Origin of the sequence: Streptomyces sp. NPDC090741, assembly GCF_044769045.1 — a bacterium.
Taxonomy (GTDB): Bacteria; Actinomycetota; Actinomycetes; order Streptomycetales; family Streptomycetaceae; genus Streptomyces.
The window spans coordinates 93,756-112,958 of the sequence record NZ_JBIVXF010000013.1; the positions used below are offsets into that span (position 1 = coordinate 93,756).

Sequence of the window (19,203 nt, forward strand, 5' to 3'; positions counted from 1 at the left end):
CGGGGGGGCCGCGGAAGCGGCTTGCGCGGCTTGGCGGTCCGTGCTCACAGCGTGCTCCAGTCGTGGTCGGGGTAGCGGTGCACGGGCGCCGACACATCGTCCAGCGCCCGGCAGATCTCCTCCGGAAGAGTAAGGGGCTCCACCGACAACGCCTCGCTGAGCTGCGCGGACGTGCGTGCGCCCACGATCGGCGCGACCACCCCCGGCCGGTCCCGGATCCAGGCCAGGGCCACCTGGAGCGGGGTCACGGCCAGCCCTTGGGCCGCCGTCGCCACCGCGTCCACGATGCCGCCCGCCGTATCGTCCAGGTACGGCTCCACGAAGCCCTCCATCGTCGGCGACGCACCCCGCGAATCCGCCGGGATGCCGTCCCGGTACTTCCCCGTCAGCACCCCCCGCCCCAGGGGAGAAGAGGGGAGCAGCCCGACGCCCAGGTCCAGCGCCGCCGGCAGGACCTCGCGCTCCACGCCCCGCTGGAGCAGCGAGTACTCCATCTGCGCCGACGCCAGCCGCGTCCGCACCCCCGGCGTGGCCAGCTGCCACGTCGCCGCCTTCGCGAGCTGCCAGCCGGAGAAGCCCGCCACCCCCGCGTACCGGGCCCGGCCGCTGCTCACCGCCAGGTCCAGGGCCTGGAGGGTCTCCTCCAGCGGGGTCTCCGGGTCGAACGCGTGGACCTGCCACAGGTCGACGTGGTCCGTTCCGAGGCGGGCCAGCGAATCGTCCAGCGCGGCGAGGAGGTGGCCGCGCGAGCCGTCGACCCGGCGGTCGGCGGCCCGGACCGAGCCCGACTTCGTCGCGATCACCAGGTCCCGGCGCGGGACGAGCCCGTCGATCAACTGTCCCAGCAGGTACTCCGCCTCACCGCCCCCGTACACGTCGGCGGTGTCGACGAGCGTCCCGCCCGCCTCCCAGAACGTCTTCAACTGCTCGGCGGCGCCCGACTCGTCCGGGCCCTCCGCGGAACGGCCCCAGGTCAGTGTGCCGAGGCCGATCCGGGACACGCGCAGTCCGGTGCGGCCGAGATGCCTCTGCTCCATGACCGCTGAGACTACTGGGGCACTGACGCACGGAGCCCTGGCGCGCTACAGTCCCCCGCAGACGTACGTTACTGATCGGTAAACCGGCAACACCGTAAGGGGACGACACATGCGGCTCGGCATCAATCTCGGCTACTGGGGCGCTGGCATGGACGCCGACAACCTCGCCGTGGCCCAGGAGGCGGACCGCCTCGGCTACGACGTCTGCTGGGCCGCGGAGGCCTACGGCTCCGACGCCCCGACCGTGCTCGCCTGGGTCGCCGCCCAGACCGAGCGCATCGACGTCGGCTCCGCGATCCTCCAGATCCCGGCCCGCCAGCCCGCGATGACCGCCATGACGGCCGCCACCCTCGACTCCCTCACCAAGGGCCGCTTCCGGCTCGGCCTCGGCGTCTCCGGACCCCAGGTCTCCGAGGGCTGGTACGGCGTCAAGTTCGACAAGCCGCTCGCCCGCACCCGCGAGTACGTGGAGATCGTCCGCAAGGCGATGAGCCGCGAGCGCCTCAGCTACGAGGGCGAGCACTGGACCCTCCCGCTGCCCGGCGGCCCCGGCAAGCCGATCAAGCTCACCGTGCATCCGGAGCGCGAGCACATCCCGCTCTACATCGCCGCCATCGGGCCCAAGAACCTGGAGCAGACCGGCGAGATCGCCGACGGCGCCCTGCTCATCTTCCCGGCCGCCGAGCACCTGGAGGCCACCGCGCTCACCCACATCCGGGCGGGCCGCGAGAAGGCCGGACTGACCATGGAGGGCTTCGACGTCTGCCCGACGGTCCCGCTGGCCGTCGGCGAGGACGTGACCGCCCTCGCCGACATGTTCCGTCCGTACACGGCCCTGTACGTCGGCGGCATGGGCAGCCGCAAGCAGAACTTCTACAACCAGCTCGCCCAGCGCATGGGCTACGAGAAGGAAGCCGCCGAGATCCAGGACAAGTACCTGGCGGGCGACAAGACGGCCGCGGCCGCGGCCGTCCCGCACTCGCTGATCGACTCGACCACCCTGCTCGGCTCCGTCGAGCGGATCGCGGACGGGATGCGGGCCTACGCCGAGGCCGGGGTCACCACCCTCACGCTCGCCCCGGCCGGTTTCACCCTGGACGAGCGGATCACCGCCCTGCGGGCCGGCACGGAGGCCATGGAGCGCGCCGGCCTGGCGTGAACGCTCCCCGCATGCTCTGCGGCCGTGGTGGGGGCTCGGGGGTCTTCCCCGCCACGGCCGACACAGGCACAACGCGGGCGCCACCCTCCGGGTTACGCCCGCGCCCCCACCCCGGCACGTCGTTCATTCGGCCGAGCGGCGCCACCCCTCGGTTGCCGGGCCCCCGGATCGGCCGTTGACTCGATGCATGCTCTCTGCCCGCAGCTTGTTCCAGGAGATCGTCGACAACGACGACTCGTTCCAGCTGTTCTGCTCCATCGCCGCCAGCGGGGAGTCCCAGGGCGGCTGGGAGAACGCCCGGATCGCGGCCCTCGTGCCCGACGGCATGCGCGAGCTCGCGCCGAAGATCACCCGGCACGGCGCCGACGAGGACAAGCACGGCCGGATCTTCAACGCCCTGCTCCGCAAGCGCGGCCTGCCGCCCGTCCCGGTGCCGCCCGAGACCGACTACACCATGCTGCTGGAGCGGCGCGGCATCGGCCTCGCGCACGAGAAGCTGCGCCGCCAGGAGCCGCTGACCGAGGAGGACATCGTCGTCTACCTCGCCCACAGCCGGGTCACCGAGCAGCGCGCCGCCGACCAGATGGTCATGCTCGTCCGGCAGTTCGGGGACCACCCCGAGGTCGGCAAGGCCATCCGCATGATCAGCCACGACGAGGACAACCACCTCGCCTACTGCCACGAGGAGCTGATCCGCCTCGTCCGCGAGGGGCACGGCCGGACCATCCAGCGGGTGCTGCGCGAGAGCGCCCTCGCCGAGATCTCCATCTACCGGGACGTGAGCCTCGCCGTCATGGGCCACATGGGCCGGCTGCTGCACTGGCCCGCGCCCAAGGCGGCCGCACTGGCCGCCGGGATCCGCGGGATGTACGCGTACGAGCGGTTCGCCGGCTGGCACCGGATGATCAGCCTGCGCCCGCCGGAGCGGCGCGACGCGCTGGGCGGCGTACCGGTGACCGCCCCCGAGTACGCGTAGGAGGCGCTCCACCGGACACCGCCTACAGCCAGCCGCGGGTCTTGAACAGGCGGTGCAGGCCCAGGCAGGCGCCCAACATCACCAGGAGCACCGCCGGATAGCCCCAGGGCTGCCGCAGCTCCCACATGTGGTCGAAGTTCATGCCGTAGATCCCCGCCACCATCGTCGGGACGGCCGCCATCGCCGCCCAGGCCGAGATCTTGCGCATGTCGTCGTTCTGCCGGACGCCCATCTGCGCCAGGTGCGCGGCCAGCGCGTCCGACAGCAGCCGGTCCAGGCCCTCGATGTACTCGCTCGCCTTGGTCAGGTGGTCGGCGACGTCGCGGAAGAACGGCTGCGCGTGCTCGTGCACGAACGGCACGTTCCCGAAGGCCAGCCGGTCCATCGGCTGGAGCAGCGGGCTCGTCGCCCGGCGGAACTCCAGCACCTGCCGCTTGAAGCCGTAGATCCGGGCGGCGGTGTTCTTGGTGTCCGTGGTCTGCGGCGCGAAGACGTCGGCCTCCACCTCCTCCAGGTCGGCCTGGAGCTCGGCCGCGACCTCGATGTAGTGGTCGACCACCGCGTCGGACACCGCGTACAGCACCGCCGTCGGACCGTGCCGCAGGACCTCCGGCTCGTGCTCCAGCCGGTTGCGCACGGCGCTCAGCGCGGCCCCCTCGCCGTGCCGGACCGTGACCACGAAGGAGTCGCCGATGAAGAGCATCAGCTCGCCCGTGGTCACCGTGTCGGTGTCGTCGTCGTACATGACCGGCTTGAGGACGACGAACAGCGAGTCGTCGTACACCTCCAGCTTGGGGCGCTGGTGCGCGGTCAGCGCGTCCTCCACCGCCAGCTTGTGCAGTCGGAACTCCCGGCTGACGTGCTCGAACTCCTCCTCCGTCGGCTCGTACATGCCGACCCAGAGGAAGGCGTCACCACTGGCCCGCGCCTCGTCGAGGGCGTCCGAGAGATCCTCGGGCGCAGGAGAGCGGCGGCCGTCCCGGTACATGGCGCAATCGACTATCACGGACGGCATTCTCCCCCGCCCGAACCCGGCCCGCACGCAACCACCACCGCTGAGGGGGTGTCTGGCGGATCAGGGTCGGGTAGGCCGACCCTGATCCGCCGGACACCCCCTAGGCTTGCGCCATGGCCACGCTGATCCTCGTACGACACGGGCGGTCCACCGCCAACACCGCAGGGCTGCTCGCCGGATGGACGCCGGGGGTGGCCCTTGACGAGCGCGGCGCCGAGCAGGCGGCGGCGCTGCCGGCGCGGCTCGCCGCGGTACCGCTCGCCGCCGCCGTCACCAGCCCGCTCCAGCGCTGCCGGGAGACCCTCGCGCCGCTGCTCGCCGCACGCCCGGAGCTGGCGCTGCACACCGACGACCGGATCGGCGAATGCCACTACGGGGACTGGTCGAACCGCAAACTCTCGGAGCTCTCCGATGAACCCTTGATGAAGATCGTCCAGCAGCACCCCTCGGCCGCCGCCTTCCCCGGCGGGGAGTCGATGCGCGCCATGCAGGCGCGCGCCGTGGACGCCGTACGGGAGTGGAACGCGCGGATCGAGGAGGAGCACGGGAGCGACGCCGTCTTCCTGATGTGCTCGCACGGGGACATCATCAAGTCCCTCGTCGCGGACGCCCTGGGCATGCACCTGGACCTCTTCCAGCGCATCCACGTGGACCCCTGCTCGGTCACGGCCGTCCGCTACACGCCGACGCGCCCGTTCCTGCTCCGGCTCGGCGACACCGGGGACTTCGGCTCGCTCGCCCCGCGCCCGGCCCGCGCGCAGGACCCCGCGGCCGCCGACACCGCCACGTTCGAGAGCGCGGCGGAGACCGGAGGGAACGCGGTCGTCGGAGGCGGCGCGGGCGCGGCCTGATCGAACGGCGCAGTAGGGTGGACGGGCCGAAACAACCCTCCACCGAGACTTGGAGACTGGACGTGCCCCGTCAGGTGTACCTCTACGACCCGCCGGACCGCTTCGTGGCGGGCACGGTCGGCCTCCCGGGACGCCGTACGTTCTTCCTGCAGGCCTCATCCGGCCCCCGCGTCACCAGTGTCTCCCTGGAGAAGACCCAGGTCGCGGCGCTGGCCGAGCGGATGGACGAGCTGCTGGACGAGGTCGTACGGCGCACCGGCGGCAATGCGCCGGTCCCGGCCGTCGCCCCCGCCGAGGCCGCGGACACCGCGCCGCTGGACGTCCCGGTCGACGAGGAGTTCCGCGTCGGCACCATGGCCCTGGCCTGGGACGGCGAGGAGCAGCGGATGATCGTCGAGGCGCAGGCGCTGGTGGAGCTCGACGCCGACTCGGAGGAGGACCTCGCCGAGGCGGAGGAGCGGCTGCTCCAGGACGAGGAGAACGGCCCGCCCATGCTGCGGGTCCGCCTCAGCGGCGCCCAGGCCCGGGCCTTCGCCAAGCGGGCCCTGGACGTGGTCAACGCGGGCCGGCCGCCTTGCCCGCTGTGCAGCCTGCCGCTGGACCCGGAGGGGCACGTCTGCCCGCGCCAGAACGGCTACCGGCGCCAGGCGTGAGCGCCACGGGGGAACTTGAGGAGCTGCTCGCGCGGGGCGAGCTCACGGTCGTCGGCCGGATCCGCGAGGCGTCCAACGCCGTACTGCTGTGCACGGTGGCGTACGGGGGCCGCAGCGCCGACTGCGTGTACAAGCCGGTCAAGGGCGAGCGCCCGCTGTGGGACTTCCCGGACGGGAACCTGGCGCAGCGCGAGGTCGCCGCCTACCTGGTCTCCGAGGCCACGGGATGGGGCCTGGTGCCGCCGACCGTGCTGCGCGACGGGCCGTACGGCGAGGGCATGGTCCAGCTGTGGATCGGGTCCGGGGACGACGGGGACGACGGTTCCGGGGGCGGGTCCGTGGATGCCGAGCCGGCGGACGCCGGGTCCGCGGACGAGGGGTCCGGCGACGGCAGCGGCCTGCTGGCCCTCGTCGAGGGCGAGGAGGCGGGGGAGGGCTGGAAGCCGGTCGCCCTCGCCGACGTCGGGGAGGGCCGCACCGCGCTGCTCGTGCACGCCGACGACCCGCGGCTGCGCCGGCTCGCCGTCCTCGACGCCGTGATCAACAACGGCGACCGCAAGGGCGGCCACCTGCTGCCCGCGCCCGACGGGCGGCTCTACGGCATCGACCACGGGGTGAGCTTCCACCGCGAGGACAAGCTGCGGACCCTGCTGTGGGGCTGGGCCGGCGAACCGCTGACCGACGAGGCGCGCGAGGTGCTCACCGCCCTGGCCGCCCGGCTGGCCGACGGGGAGCCGCTCGCCACCCGGCTGGCCGAACTGATCACCCCGGTCGAGCTGGCCGCCGTACGGGCCCGCGTGGCCGATCTGCTGCGCACGGGAGTGCACCCGCAGCCGTCCGGGCAGTGGCCGGCCATCCCCTGGCCGCCGGTCTGAGCAGGGCGGGCCGGGCGGAGCCCGGGTAGGCACAGAACCGGCCGGACCGCAAGACCACCGATCAAGCCAACAGTGCAGGTCCGGTTCGTTTTCGGAACACGCGTCCGGTTAGGCTCGACGCATGCATGCCTGGCCCGCTTCTGAGGTCCCCGCCCTTCCTGGCAAGGGCCGCGACCTCCAGATCCACGACACCGCGACCCAGGGGACGATCACCCTCGCCCCCGGTCCCGTCGCCCGTATCTACGTCTGCGGCATCACTCCGTACGACGCGACCCACATCGGTCACGCGGCGACCTACAACGCGTTCGACCTCGTACAGCGCGTGTGGCTCGACACCAAGCGGCAGGTCCACTACGTCCAGAACGTGACGGACGTCGACGATCCGCTCCTTGCGCGGGCGCTGCGCGACGGCCAGGACTGGACCGAGCTCGCGGAGCGCGAGACGGCCCTCTTCCGCGAGGACATGACCGCCCTGCGGATGCTGCCGCCGCAGCACTACATCGGCGCCGTCGAGGCCATACCGGGCATCGTGCCGCTGGTGGAGCGGCTGCGCGACGCCGGCGCCGCGTACGAGCTGGACGGCGACATCTACTTCTCGGTGGAGTCCGACGCGAACTTCGGCAAGGTCTCCCACCTCGACGCCGAGGCGATGCGGCTGCTGTCCGCGGAGCGCGGCGGCGACCCGGAGCGCCCGGGGAAGAAGAACCCGCTGGACCCGATGCTGTGGATGGCGGCCCGCCCGGGCGAGCCGAGCTGGGACGGCGGCTCGCTGGGCCGCGGCCGGCCCGGCTGGCACATCGAGTGCGTCGCCATCGCCCTGGACCACCTGGGCATGGGCTTCGACATCCAGGGCGGCGGCTCCGACCTGGTGTTCCCGCACCACGAGATGGGCGCCTCGCACGCGCAGGTGCTGACGGGCGAGTTCCCGATGGCCAAGGCGTACGTGCACGCGGGGATGGTCGCGCTGCACGGCGAGAAGATGTCGAAGTCGAAGGGCAACCTGGTCTTCGTCTCCGCGCTGCGGCGCGCCGGGGTGGACCCGGCGGCGATCCGCCTCGCGCTGCTCTCGCACCACTACCGGGCCGACTGGGAGTGGACGGACGAGGTCCTGGAGCAAGCGGTGGCCCGCCTGGAGCGCTGGCGCGCGGCCGTGTCCCGCCCGGACGGCCTGCCTGCGGACGCCCTCGTCGAGGAGGTCCGCGAGGCCCTGGCGAACGACCTGGACGCCCCTGCCGCGCTGGCGGCGGTGGACCGCTGGGCGGACGCCCAGAACGCCTCCGACGGGGACGACGAGTCCGCGCCGGGCCTGGTCTCGCGCACGGTCGACGCCCTCCTGGGCGTGGCCCTCTAGCCGGCCGCGGCCGAAGCCGCCGATGCCCCCCTGTCCTTCCGGGCAGGGGGCATCGGCGCGTTCCGGGCCGGCCGGCTACGCCTCGGGAGGCGCGTCGTCCTCGTCCGGGGACGGCGGCTCCTCGCCCGAGCCCGAGGGGTCCGGCTTGCGCTTCGGCGGGCGGGTCAGGCCGCTCGACGTGTCGCGGAGGTACGAGCCGTCGCCCGGCTCGGCCGAGGGGGCCGCCGGATCCCTGCGGCGCAGGTACCGCTCGAACTCCCGGGCGATGGCGTCGCCCGAGGCCTCCGGCAGGTCCGCGGTGTCCCGGGCCTCCTCCAGTGTCTGGACGTACTCCGCCACCTCGCTGTCCTCGGCGGCCAGTTGGTCCACGCCGAGCTGCCACGCCCGCGCGTCCTCCGGGAGTTCACCCAGCGGGATCCGGATGTCGATCAGATCCTCCAGCCGGTTCAGCAGGGCCAGCGTCGCCTTCGGGTTCGGCGGCTGGGAGACGTAGTGGGGGACCGCCGCCCACAGCGAGACCGCCGGGACGCCCGCGTGGGTGCAGGCCTCCTGGAGGATGCCCACGATCCCCGTCGGACCCTCGTACTTGGTCTCCTCCAGGTCCATCGTCCGTGCCAGGTCCGCGTCCGAGGTGACCCCGCTGACCGGCACCGGCCGGGTGTGCGGGGTGTCCCCGAGCAGCGCGCCCAGGATCACGACCATCTCCACGCCCAGTTCATGCGCGAAGCCCAGGATCTCGTTGCAGAACGACCGCCACCGCATGGACGGTTCGATGCCCCGCACGAGCACGAGGTCGCGCGGCTTCGCCCCGCCGATCCGCACCACCGACAGCCTCGTCGTCGGCCACGTGATCTTCCGTACCCCGTTGTCCAGCCACACCGTCGGCCGGTTGACCTGGAAGTCGTAGTAGTCCTCGGCGTCCAGCGCCGCGAAGACCTCGCCCTTCCACTCCCGGTCCAGGTGCGCGACCGCACCGGAGGCCGCGTCACCCGCGTCGTTCCAGCCCTCGAACGCGGCCACCATGACCGGGTCGATCAGCTCGGGCACGCCCTCAAGCTCGATCACCCAGGTCTCCTTCCGAAGTTCCCTTGCGTACGTGGGCCAGCCTAAGCCTTGAGGGGACACCGGCCACAGCCCACGACAGAGGGGCGGTTCCCCTCGGAACCGCCCCTCTTCCCCACCTGCGTACGAGCTATGCCTTGCGGCTCAGCATCTCCTCGACCCGCGCGCGCACGGAGTCGTCGTCCAGACCGCGGACCGTCACCGTGGTGCGGCGGCGCAGCACGTCGTCGACCGTCTCGGCCCACTCGTTGTCGCGGGCGTAGGCGACCTGCGCCCAGATCTCCGGGCCGTCCGGGTGGATCCGCTCGGCCAGCGCCGGGTCCTCGTTCGCGAGGCGCGCGATGTCGAAGGCCAGCGATCCGTAGTGCGAGGCCAGGTGGCGGGCGGTGAGCGGGTCCATCCGCGTGCCGGGCTCGCGGTCCACGAGCAGGCGGTGCGCGACGGCGTTCGGGTTGGCGACACCGGGCAGCGGCACCCGGCGTACGAGCGACTTCACCGGCTCCATGTCGTCGGTGAGCGGGCTGCCGGGCAGCTTGGCCAGCTTGTCCATGACCACACGGCCGATGTGCCGGTACGTGGTCCACTTGCCGCCGGCCACCGACAGCATGCCGCCGGCGCCCTCGGAGACGACCGTCTCGCGCTTGGCCTTCTCGACGCCGCCGGGGCCGCCGGGCAGCACCCGCAGGCCGGCGAAGGCGTACGTCATCAGCGAGCGGTCCAGGTCGGCGTCCTTCACCGAGAAGGCCGCCTCGTCCAGGATCTGCTGGATGTCGGCCTCGGTGGCGCGCACGTCCGCCGGGTCGCCCTCGTACACCTCGTCGGTGGTGCCGAGCAGCAGCTGGTCCTCCCACGGGAGGGCGAAGGTGATGCGGTACTTGTCGATCGGGGTGGCCATGGCGGCCTTCCACGGCGACTTGCGCTTCATGACGATGTGCGCGCCCTTGGAGAGGCGGATCGACGGCATCGAGTGCTTGTCTTCCATGCGCCGCAGGTGGTCCACCCACGGGCCGGTGGCGTTGAGCACGACGCGCGCGTCGACCCCGAACTCGGTGCCGTCGAGACGGTCCTTGAGCTCGGCACCGGTGACCCGGCCGCGCGTCGTGCGCAGACCGGTGACCTCGGCGTGGTTCAGGACGACCGCGCCCGACTCGACGGCCGCGCGGACCGTCATGACGGCGACGCGGGAGTCGTTCATCTGGTGGTCGTAGTAGACCGCGACGGCCTTGAGGTTGTCCGTCTTCAGACCCGGGTTGTCGGCGGCGGCACGGGCCGGGGATATGACCTTGCCCATGCCGTCGCCGAAGGCCGAGAGGGCGGAGTAGGCGAAGACGCCCGCGCCCAGCTTGGCCGCACCGACCGGTCCGCCCTTGTAGACCGGCAGGTAGAAGGTGAGCGGGTTGACCAGGTGCGGGGCCACGTCCTTGGCCAGCACCCGGCGCTCGTGGTGGTTCTCGGCGACCAGCTTGACCGCGCCGGTCTGCAGGTAGCGCAGACCGCCGTGGACGAGCTTGGAGGAGGCGGAGGAGGTGGCGCCGGCGAAGTCGCCGGCGTCCACCATGGCGACCCGCAGACCCGACTGCGCGGCGTGCCAGGCCACCGAGGTGCCCAGGATTCCACCGCCGATGACCAGCAGGTCGTACGTGGCCTTCGCCAGCTGCTCACGGGTCTCGGCGCGGCTCGCGTTGGAACCGGCGGTCGGGTGCGTACCCAGTGTGGGAACGCTCTGCGGGTTGCTCATATCTCTCTTAGCTCCTCGTCGATTGACTCAGCCGGTGCGGTCAGCTGGCGTCTTCGTCGTCGACCCAGCCCATGGACCGCTCCACGGCCTTGAGCCAGCTCTTGTACTCGCGGTCCCGCTGCTCGGCGGGCATCCGCGGGGTCCACTCCGCCGCGCGGCGCCAGTTGGCGCGCAGGGCGTCGGTGTCGGGCCAGAAGCCGACGGCCAGGCCGGCGGCGTAGGCGGCGCCGAGGCAGGTGGTCTCCGCGACCATGGGACGGACCACGGGGGCGTCCACGAAGTCGGAGAGGGTCTGCATCAGCAGGTTGTTGGAGGTCATGCCGCCGTCGACCTTGAGGGCCGCGAGCTCGACGCCCGAGTCCTTGGTCATGGCGTCGGTGATCTCGCGGGTCTGCCAGGCGGTGGCCTCCAGGACGGCACGGGCGATGTGCGCCTTGGTGACGTACCGGGTGAGGCCGGCGATCACACCGCGGGCGTCGGAGCGCCAGTACGGGGCGAACAGGCCGGAGAAGGCCGGCACGAAGTACGCGCCGCCGTTGTCCTCGACCGAGAGCGCGAGGGTCTCGATCTCGGCCGCGGTCTTGATCATGCCCATCTGGTCGCGCATCCACTGGACGAGCGAGCCGGTGACGGCGATGGAGCCCTCCAGGGCGTAGACCGGCTTCTGGTCGCCGATCTTGTAGCCGACCGTGGTCAGCAGGCCGCTGTAGGAGTTGATGACCTTGTCGCCGGTGTTCATCAGCATGAACGTGCCGGTGCCGTACGTGGACTTGGCCTCGCCCTCGGCGAAACAGGTCTGGCCGAAGAGGGCGGCCTGCTGGTCACCGAGCGCCGAGGCGACCGGGACACCGGCGAGGACGCCGTCCTTGACGTGGCCGTAGACCTCGGCGGAGGACTTGATCTCGGGGAGGATGTCGGTCGGGACCTCCATCGACTCCGCGATCTTCGGGTCCCACTCCAGGGTGTGCAGGTTCATCAGCATGGTGCGCGAGGCGTTGGTGACGTCGGTGACGTGCACACCGCCCTCGGTGCCACCGGTGAGGTTCCAGATGACCCAGGAGTCCATCGTGCCGAAGAGGATGTCGCCGGCCTCGGCGCGCTCGCGCAGGCCCTCGACGTTGTCGAGCAGCCAGCGGGCCTTCGGGCCGGCGAAGTAGCTCGCCAGCGGCAGGCCGGTCTCGCGGCGGAAGCGGTCCTGGCCGACGTTGCGGCCGAGCTCCTTGCACAGGGCGTCGGTGCGGGTGTCCTGCCAGACCAGCGCGTTGTGCACCGGCTGGCCGGTGTTCTTGTCCCACAGGACGGTGGTCTCGCGCTGGTTGGTGATGCCGACGGCCTTGACGTCGGCGGCGGTGATCTCCGCCTTGGCGATGGCGCCGGCGACGACCTCCTGGACGTTGGTCCAGATCTCGACGGCGTCGTGCTCGACCCAGCCCGGCTTCGGGAAGATCTGCTCGTGCTCCTTCTGGTCGACGGCGACGATGCGGCCGTCGCGGTCGAAGACGATGCAGCGGGAGGAGGTGGTGCCCTGGTCGATGGCGGCGATGAAGGGGCCGGTGCTGCTGGTCATGTGGCTGCTCCTGGCAGGTCTGGGTAGGCGGAATCAGGTGGCGGTGCGGATCTTGCGATACGTGCCGGTGCTGATCAGGCGAACGCGAGGTTGTACAGACCACCGGCGAGGGCGGCACCGACGAGCGGGCCGACCACCGGGATCCAGGAGTATCCCCAGTCGGAGCCGCCCTTGTTGGGAAGCGGCAGCAGGGAGTGGACGATGCGCGGGCCGAGGTCGCGGACCGGGTTGATGGCGTAGCCGGTCGGACCGCCGAGCGAGAGGCCGATGCCGACGACCACGAAGGAGGTGATCAGGACGCCGATGACGCCGAGGCCCTTGCCGTTGTCCTGGAGGCCCTGGGTCAGGATCGCGATGACCAGGACGAACGTACCGATGATCTCGGTCGTCAGGTTCTGGACGACGTTGCGGATCTCGGGGCCGGTGGAGAAGATACCGAGCACCGGGCCGGCCTGGTCGTGCGGGTGCGGGTCCTCGGGGCCGAGCGTGGCGTCACGGATGTGCTCCGGGTCCGAGAGGTGCACCCGGAACTGTCCGTAGTACGTGATCCACATGAGGACCGCGCCGAGCATGGCGCCGAGGAGCTGGCCGGCGAAGTAGACCGGTGTGTCGCTCCAGTCGCCGTTCTTGATCGCAAGGCCGACGGTGACCGCCGGGTTGAGGTGCGCGCCGGAGAGCGGAGCGGAGACGTAGGCGGCGATGAGAACGGCGAAACCCCAGCCGAACGTGATCGCGAGCCAGCCTGCGTTCCGGGCCTTGGAACTCTTGAGCGTCACGGCGGCGCAGACGCCACCACCGAGCAGTGTGAGCAGGGCGGTACCGATGGTCTCGCCGATGAAGATGTCGGAGCTGGACACCCGCGACTCCTTTGTCTTACGTCCAGGGGTGTGCGGAACCGGGTCCCGTCCGGTGGTCCGCGCACTCGGTGAGTGGTTCACCGGTCCATGGCCTTGCCACACCCTAACGCGTATTGCCGGTAGGTGTTCGACAATGCCGACCGATGAACGGCAGTTTTCATCCCAGGTGAAGAACGCGTCAAGGGTTGGCCAGGCCAAAGTGTCGGATCGTTACCACTAGGTACGATCACCCAAACCCAGCCACCAGATGGCCGAGATATGACGAAAAGAGGTCAGAAAGCGGCCAGGGAGTGGCCGAGAATGTGCTGGAAGGGGCCTAGAACCGGCCCGCGCCGAGATCGCGTGAAACAGCGCGCGCGCAGTCCCGTACGGACGCCACGAGGCTCGCGCGGGGCTCCCCGGACTCCCCGCACACCCGCTCCACGGCCCCCGCGACCGCCACCGCGCCCACCGGCATCCGGCGCCGGTCGTGGATCGGCGCCGCCACCGAGGCGATGCCGTCCCAGGTCTCCTCGACGTCCGCGGCCCAGCCGCGCGCCCGGGTCAGGTCGAGGATCTCCTCGAAGCCCGCGCCGTCGGTGACCGTCCGGGGCGTGAACGCCTCGCGCTCCGCCTCCAATGCCTCCGTATGGGCGACCGGGTCGTACGCGGAGAGCACCTTGCCCAGGGCCGTGGAGTGCAGCGGCTGCATGGCACCGACCTCCAGCACTTGGCGGCTGTCGTCCGGGCGGAACACGTGATGCATGATCAGCACCCCACTGTTGTGGAGCACGCCCACGTACACGCTCTCGCCGCTCGCCCGGGCCAGATCGTCCGTCCAGACCAGCGCGCGGGCGCGCAGCTCGTGCACGTCCAGATAGCTGTTGCCCAGGCGCAGCAGCTCCGCGCCCAGCTGGTAGCGGCCCGAGGCGGGGTCCTGCTCCACGAAGCCCTCGGCCTGCAGCGTGCGCAGGATCCCGTGGGCCGTCCCCTTGGCCAGGCCCAGGGAACTGGCCACGTCCGAGAGGCCCAGCCGGCGCTCGCCGCCCGCCAGGAGTCGCAGCATCGCAGCGGCTCGTTCGAGCGACTGGATGTTCCGTGCCATCGCGCAGCCTCCTGCTGACGTAGTTCGACAATGCTGAACAGTATCGGTCCATGTCGACCTTGTGCATGGTTGGGCAACTGTTCAGGCCTCCGTCGACCAGGACACCCCTGGCAGACCCCCGCGCACAGAATGCAGTCCGCCACGTGGGACAGCCTCACCGGGTCCGGTGCCGCGCGGTTACCCTGACCGCGTGCACCCTTGACACAGCGAGGGTGCAAAGCCGACAGCCGTCGCATCCCAGGGAGCAGACCCATGGCCTCGTTGCCTAACCCGCCCGCTGACACCCAGACCCGGGCCGATGCCCTCCGAGAGGCGCTCGCGACCCGCGTGGTCGTCGCCGACGGAGCCATGGGAACGATGCTCCAGGCGCAGGACCCCTCCATGGAGGACTTCCAGCAGCTCGAAGGCTGCAACGAGGTGCTGAACGCCACCCGCCCCGACATCGTGCGCTCGGTCCACGACGCGTACTTCGCGGTGGGCGTGGACTGCGTCGAGACCAACACCTTCGGTGCGAACTTCGCGGCGCTCGCCGAGTACGACATTCCCGAACGCAATTTCGAGCTGTCGGAGTCCGGCGCCCGCATCGCCCGCGAGGTCGCCGACGAGTACACCGCCAGGACCGGGCAGCAGCGCTGGGTCCTCGGCTCCATGGGCCCCGGCACCAAGCTGCCCACCCTCGGCCACATCGACTACGCGACGATCCGCGACGCCTACCAGGTCAACGCCGAGGGCCTGATCTCCGGCGGGGCCGACGCCCTGCTCGTCGAGACCACCCAGGACCTCCTGCAGACCAAGTCCTCCGTCATCGGCGCCCGGCGCGCCATGGAGGCCCTCGGCGTCTCCGTCCCGCTGATCTGCTCCGTCACCGTCGAGACCACCGGCACCATGCTGCTGGGCTCCGAGATCGGCGCCGCGCTCACCGCGCTGGAGCCGCTCGGCATCGACATGATCGGCCTGAACTGCGCCACCGGCCCCGCCGAGATGAGCGAGCACCTGCGCTACCTGGCCCGCAACGCGCGCATCCCGCTCTCCTGCATGCCCAACGCCGGCCTGCCCGTCCTCGGCAAGAACGGCGCGCACTACCCGCTGTCCGCCCCCGAGCTCGCCGACGCCCAGGAGACCTTCGTCCGCGAGTACGGGCTCTCCCTCGTCGGCGGCTGCTGCGGTACGACGCCGGAGCACCTGCGCCAGGTCGTCGAGCGGGTCCGCGAGCTCAGCCCGGCCGTCCGCGAGCCCCGCCCGGAGCCCGGCGCGTCCTCGCTCTACCAGACCGTCCCGTTCCGCCAGGACACCGCGTACATGGCGATCGGCGAGCGGACGAACGCGAACGGCTCGAAGAAGTTCCGCGAGGCCATGCTCGACGCCCGCTGGGACGACTGCGTCGAGATGGCCCGCGACCAGATCCGCGAGGGCGCGCACATGCTCGACCTCTGCGTGGACTACGTGGGCCGCGACGGCGTCGCCGACATGAAGGAGCTCGCCGGCCGCTTCGCCACGGCCTCGACGCTGCCGATCGTCCTGGACTCCACCGAGGTTCCCGTGATCCGGGCGGGCCTGGAGAAGCTGGGCGGCCGCGCCGTCATCAACTCGGTCAACTACGAGGACGGCGACGGCCCCGACTCCCGCTTCGCCAAGGTCACCCGGCTGGCCCGTGAGCACGGCGCCGCACTGATCGCGCTGACCATCGACGAGGAGGGCCAGGCCCGCACGGTCGAGCACAAGGTCGCCATCGCCGAACGCCTGATCGACGACCTGACCGGCAACTGGGGCATCAACGAGTCGGACATCCTCATCGACACGCTGACCTTCACCATCTGCACCGGCCAGGAGGAGTCCCGCAAGGACGGCATCGCGACGATCGAGTCCATCCGCGAGCTCAAGCGCCGTCACCCGGACGTCCAGACCACGCTCGGCCTGTCCAACATCTCCTTCGGCCTGAACCCGGCCGCCCGCGTGCTGCTGAACTCGGTCTTCCTCGACGAGTGCGTCAAGGCCGGTCTGGACTCGGCGATCGTCCACGCCAGCAAGATCCTGCCCATCGCGCGCTTCGACGAGGAGCAGGTCGGCACCGCCCTCGACCTGATCCACGACCGCCGCGCCGAGGGCTACGACCCGCTCCAGAAGCTGATGGCCCTCTTCGAGGGCGTCAACACCAAGTCCCTCAAGGCCGGCCGCGCCGAGGAGCTCATGGCGCTCCCGCTCGACGAGCGGCTCCAGCGCCGCATCATCGACGGCGAGAAGAACGGCCTGGAGGCCGACCTCGACGAGGCCCTGCGGGACCGCGCCGCCCTCGACATCGTCAACGACACCCTCCTGGAGGGCATGAAGGTCGTCGGCGAGCTCTTCGGCTCCGGCCAGATGCAGTTGCCGTTCGTCCTCCAGTCCGCCGAGGTCATGAAGACCGCGGTCGCCCACCTCGAACCGCACATGGAGAAGACCGACGACGAGGGCAAGGGCACCATCGTGCTCGCCACCGTCCGCGGCGACGTCCACGACATCGGCAAGAACCTCGTCGACATCATCCTCACCAACAACGGCTACAACGTCGTGAACATCGGCATCAAGCAGCCGGTCTCCGCGATCCTCGAAGCCGCACAGGAGCACAAGGCCGACGTCATCGGCATGTCCGGCCTGCTCGTGAAGTCGACCGTGATCATGAAGGAGAACCTGGAGGAGCTCAACCAGCGCAAGCTGGCGGCCGACTACCCGGTGATCCTCGGCGGCGCCGCCCTCACCCGCGCCTACGTCGAACAGGACCTCCACGAGATCTACGAGGGCGAGGTCCGCTACGCCCGCGACGCCTTCGAGGGCCTGCGCCTGATGGACGCCCTGATCGCCGTCAAGCGCGGCGTCCCCGGGGCTTCCCTGCCCGAGCTCAAGCAGCGCCGCGTCGCCAAGCGGGACACTCCGGTCCTCCAGGTGGACGAGCCGGAGGAGAAGGGCGGCCGCTCCGACGTGGCCGTCGACAATCCCGTCCCCACCCCGCCGTTCTGGGGAACCCGCGTGGTCAAGGGCATCCCGCTGAAGGACTACGCCTCCTGGCTGGACGAGGGCGCGCTGTTCAAGGGCCAGTGGGGCCTCAAGCAGGCCCGCGCCGGCGGGGCCACGTACGAGGAGCTCGTCGAGACCGAGGGGCGGCCGCGGCTGCGCGGCCTGCTCGACAAGCTGCACACCGAGAACCTGCTCGAGGCCGCGGTGGTCTACGGGTACTTCCCGTGCGTGTCCAAGGGCGAGGACCTGATCATCCTCGACGACGACGGCAACGAGCGGACCCGCTTCACCTTCCCGCGCCAGCGCCGCGGCCGGCGTCTGTGCCTCGCCGACTTCTTCCGCCCGGAGGAGTCCGGCGAGACCGACGTGGTCGGCCTCCAGGTGGTCACGGTCGGCTCGAGGATCGGCGAGGCCACGGCCAAGCTGTTCGAGTCCGACTCGTACCGCGAGTACCTGGAGCTGCACGGCCTGTCGGTCCAGCTGGCCGAGGCCATGGCCGAGTACTGGCACGCCCGCGTCCGCGCCGAGCTCGGATTCGGCGGCGAGGACCCGGCCGCGGTCCAGGACATGTTCGACCTGAAGTACCGCGGCGCCCGCTTCTCGCTGGGCTACGGGGCCTGCCCCGACCTGGAGGACCGCGCCAAGATCGCCGACCTCCTCCAGCCGGAGCGGATCGGCGTCCACCTCTCCGAGGAGTTCCAGCTCCATCCGGAGCAGTCCACCGACGCGATCGTCATCCACCACCCCGAAGCGAAGTATTTCAACGCACGCTGACGCGGACCGACGTACACTTGTCGGTCCCATACAGGCCGGTCGCCTGTTCCCCGGGGGAATGCCCATGGGGAAGAGGCGGCCGGCCTTCTCGTCCCCTGAGAGAGGTGTGTGCCGGATGACCAGCACCGTTCCCGCGCCCGTCGCCCGTACGGCCGACGGGCATGCCCTGCAGGCGGTGCTGCTGGACATGGACGGCACCCTCGTCGACACCGAGGGTTTCTGGTGGGAGATCGAGGTGGGCGTCTTCGGTGAGCTCGGCCACCGGCTCGACGAGTCCTGGCGCGATGTCGTCGTCGGCGGGCCGATGACCCGCAGCGCCGCCTTCCTCATCGAGTCCACCGGCGCCGCCATCACCCTTTCGGAGCTGAGCGTCCTGCTCAACGAGCGCTTCGAGGCGCGGATCGCCGATCAGGTCCCGCTGATGCCCGGCGCCGAGCGGCTGCTGGCCGAGCTGGCCCGGCACAACGTGCCCACCGCCCTCGTCTCCGCCTCGCACCGCCGCGTCATCGACCGGGTGTTGCGCACGCTGGGCCCCGAGCGGTTCGCGCTGAGCGTGGCCGGCGACGAGGTGTCCCGTACGAAGCCGCACCCCGACCCGTACCTGCTCGCCGCCCGCACCCTCGGCGCCCACCCCTCGCGCTGCGCGGTCATCGAGGACACCGCGACGGGCGTCGCCTCCGCCGAGGCCGCCGGCTGCCGGGTCGTGGCCGTGCCCTCCGTCGGCGTGATCGCGCCCGCGCCCGGCCGCACGATCGTCCGGTCGCTGGAGGACGTGGACCTTCCGTTCCTGCGCTCCCTCATCACTCCGATGAACTGATCGCATACGCTCAGTGCCGAACGGAATGGCGGTGTGACCGAGGTCCCACGGAAGGATCTTCCGTTCCATGGCCTGGAGGCTGAAATTCCATCCTTTCCGTGGCAGTTGTAGTGGGTGACCTTTGTCACCCGCCAAGCCCCCGACGGACCTGTCCGGGGGCTTGGAAACCTGCCCTTGTGTCCGGATTGATCAGCTCCTGACCGAATCTGCGATGACCAGCACATGGACAGGCAGTCCGCACCCATCACCGTGCGATTACGCCCCAAGTCCTGCCAGTTCAAGCCATCCCCTCCCAGACCACTAATGTCGACGCGGGCACTACGCCGCACCTCTGCTGTCCCGGACACACACCCATGTGCCGGAACCGCGTGGACCGATCGTCACAACACCGGCCCG

15 protein-coding genes are annotated in these 19,203 nt (G+C 71.0%); 8 read left to right on the forward strand and 7 right to left on the reverse strand.

Annotation, left to right across the window (positions count from 1 at the left end; all coding sequences use genetic code 11):
• Positions 1-44 precede the first annotated feature (44 nt).
• The gene (locus tag ACIQU4_RS30340; RefSeq protein WP_403737347.1) at positions 45-1,037 is read right to left on the reverse strand and encodes an aldo/keto reductase; all 993 of its coding nucleotides are present in this window, start codon (positions 1,035-1,037) and stop codon (positions 45-47) included.
• A 109-nt stretch (positions 1,038-1,146) separates the two neighbouring features.
• Between ACIQU4_RS30340 and ACIQU4_RS30345 the strand changes: the two genes are divergently transcribed.
• Positions 1,147-2,196, forward strand: a complete 1,050-nt coding sequence (locus ACIQU4_RS30345) for an LLM class F420-dependent oxidoreductase (RefSeq protein ID WP_385588487.1) — start codon at positions 1,147-1,149, stop codon at positions 2,194-2,196.
• Between the two features lie 187 nt (positions 2,197-2,383).
• The gene (locus tag ACIQU4_RS30350; RefSeq protein WP_403737351.1) at positions 2,384-3,172 is read left to right on the forward strand and encodes a ferritin-like domain-containing protein; all 789 of its coding nucleotides are present in this window, start codon (positions 2,384-2,386) and stop codon (positions 3,170-3,172) included.
• A gap of 22 nt (positions 3,173-3,194) precedes the next feature.
• On the opposite strand, the gene ACIQU4_RS30355 is transcribed toward ACIQU4_RS30350, so the two are convergent.
• Positions 3,195-4,187 carry a magnesium and cobalt transport protein CorA gene (locus ACIQU4_RS30355; RefSeq protein ID WP_403737354.1) on the reverse strand — a complete coding sequence of 331 codons (993 nt, stop codon included), beginning with the start codon at positions 4,185-4,187 and terminating at the stop codon, positions 3,195-3,197.
• A 113-nt stretch (positions 4,188-4,300) separates the two neighbouring features.
• On the opposite strand from ACIQU4_RS30355, the gene ACIQU4_RS30360 reads away from it, so the two are divergent.
• From ACIQU4_RS30360 to mshC, 4 genes are all read left to right on the forward strand, one after another.
• Positions 4,301-5,038: a histidine phosphatase family protein gene (locus tag ACIQU4_RS30360; RefSeq protein WP_403737356.1), complete on the forward strand. Its 738-nt coding sequence runs from the start codon at positions 4,301-4,303 to the stop codon at positions 5,036-5,038.
• 62 nt (positions 5,039-5,100) lie between these two features.
• Positions 5,101-5,691, forward strand: a complete 591-nt coding sequence (locus tag ACIQU4_RS30365; protein WP_403737359.1) for a DUF3090 domain-containing protein — start codon at positions 5,101-5,103, stop codon at positions 5,689-5,691.
• Positions 5,655-6,566, forward strand: a complete 912-nt coding sequence (locus ACIQU4_RS30370) for an SCO1664 family protein (protein WP_403737673.1) — start codon at positions 5,655-5,657, stop codon at positions 6,564-6,566. Before ACIQU4_RS30365 ends, ACIQU4_RS30370 begins: the two co-directional genes overlap by 37 nt.
• 121 nt (positions 6,567-6,687) lie before the next feature.
• The gene (mshC, locus tag ACIQU4_RS30375; protein ID WP_403737361.1) at positions 6,688-7,917 is read left to right on the forward strand and encodes a cysteine--1-D-myo-inosityl 2-amino-2-deoxy-alpha-D-glucopyranoside ligase; all 1,230 of its coding nucleotides are present in this window, start codon (positions 6,688-6,690) and stop codon (positions 7,915-7,917) included.
• A 75-nt stretch (positions 7,918-7,992) separates the two neighbouring features.
• Here the strand turns inward: mshC and ACIQU4_RS30380 are convergent, their stop codons facing one another.
• The 5 genes from ACIQU4_RS30380 to ACIQU4_RS30400 all read right to left on the reverse strand — a co-directional run bounded on the left by ACIQU4_RS30380 (position 7,993) and on the right by ACIQU4_RS30400 (position 14,225).
• Entirely contained in the window at positions 7,993-8,982 is a 990-nt protein-coding gene (locus ACIQU4_RS30380; RefSeq protein ID WP_403737363.1) for a PAC2 family protein, read from the reverse strand.
• Positions 8,983-9,109: 127 nt separating this feature from the next.
• The gene (locus ACIQU4_RS30385) at positions 9,110-10,717 is read right to left on the reverse strand and encodes an FAD-dependent oxidoreductase (protein ID WP_385588468.1); all 1,608 of its coding nucleotides are present in this window, start codon (positions 10,715-10,717) and stop codon (positions 9,110-9,112) included.
• Between the two features lie 40 nt (positions 10,718-10,757).
• Positions 10,758-12,284 carry a glycerol kinase GlpK gene (glpK, locus tag ACIQU4_RS30390; protein ID WP_403737366.1) on the reverse strand — a complete coding sequence of 509 codons (1,527 nt, stop codon included), beginning with the start codon at positions 12,282-12,284 and terminating at the stop codon, positions 10,758-10,760.
• A gap of 74 nt (positions 12,285-12,358) precedes the next feature.
• Positions 12,359-13,141, reverse strand: coding sequence for an MIP/aquaporin family protein (locus ACIQU4_RS30395; RefSeq protein ID WP_403737369.1), 783 nt, complete (start codon positions 13,139-13,141; stop codon positions 12,359-12,361).
• A 316-nt stretch (positions 13,142-13,457) separates the two neighbouring features.
• Positions 13,458-14,225 carry an IclR family transcriptional regulator gene (locus tag ACIQU4_RS30400; RefSeq protein ID WP_403737372.1) on the reverse strand — a complete coding sequence of 256 codons (768 nt, stop codon included), beginning with the start codon at positions 14,223-14,225 and terminating at the stop codon, positions 13,458-13,460.
• Between the two features lie 252 nt (positions 14,226-14,477).
• On the opposite strand from ACIQU4_RS30400, the gene metH reads away from it, so the two are divergent.
• Together metH and ACIQU4_RS30410 are read left to right on the forward strand one after the other, a co-directional pair.
• Complete coding sequence (gene metH / locus ACIQU4_RS30405) at positions 14,478-17,990, forward strand: methionine synthase (protein WP_403737375.1); 3,513 nt, start codon at positions 14,478-14,480, stop codon at positions 17,988-17,990.
• Between the two features lie 115 nt (positions 17,991-18,105).
• Positions 18,106-18,807 carry an HAD family hydrolase gene (locus ACIQU4_RS30410; RefSeq protein WP_403737378.1) on the forward strand — a complete coding sequence of 234 codons (702 nt, stop codon included), beginning with the start codon at positions 18,106-18,108 and terminating at the stop codon, positions 18,805-18,807.
• Positions 18,808-19,203 lie beyond the last annotated feature (396 nt).

Bases quoted from the DNA above. Each gene is read 5' to 3' on its own strand.
- ACIQU4_RS30340 (WP_403737347.1), bottom strand. From the start codon at position 1,037: ATGGAGCAGAGGCATCTCGGCCGCACCGGACTGCGCGTGTCCCGGATC.
- ACIQU4_RS30345 (WP_385588487.1), top strand. From the start codon at position 1,147: ATGCGGCTCGGCATCAATCTCGGCTACTGGGGCGCTGGCATGGACGCC.
- ACIQU4_RS30350 (WP_403737351.1), top strand. From the start codon at position 2,384: ATGCTCTCTGCCCGCAGCTTGTTCCAGGAGATCGTCGACAACGACGAC.
- ACIQU4_RS30355 (WP_403737354.1), bottom strand. From the start codon at position 4,187: ATGCCGTCCGTGATAGTCGATTGCGCCATGTACCGGGACGGCCGCCGC.
- ACIQU4_RS30360 (WP_403737356.1), top strand. From the start codon at position 4,301: ATGGCCACGCTGATCCTCGTACGACACGGGCGGTCCACCGCCAACACC.
- mshC (WP_403737361.1), top strand. From the start codon at position 6,688: ATGCATGCCTGGCCCGCTTCTGAGGTCCCCGCCCTTCCTGGCAAGGGC.
- ACIQU4_RS30385 (WP_385588468.1), bottom strand. From the start codon at position 10,717: ATGAGCAACCCGCAGAGCGTTCCCACACTGGGTACGCACCCGACCGCC.
- glpK (WP_403737366.1), bottom strand. From the start codon at position 12,284: ATGACCAGCAGCACCGGCCCCTTCATCGCCGCCATCGACCAGGGCACC.
- ACIQU4_RS30400 (WP_403737372.1), bottom strand. From the start codon at position 14,225: ATGGCACGGAACATCCAGTCGCTCGAACGAGCCGCTGCGATGCTGCGA.
- metH (WP_403737375.1), top strand. From the start codon at position 14,478: ATGGCCTCGTTGCCTAACCCGCCCGCTGACACCCAGACCCGGGCCGAT.
- ACIQU4_RS30410 (WP_403737378.1), top strand. From the start codon at position 18,106: ATGACCAGCACCGTTCCCGCGCCCGTCGCCCGTACGGCCGACGGGCAT.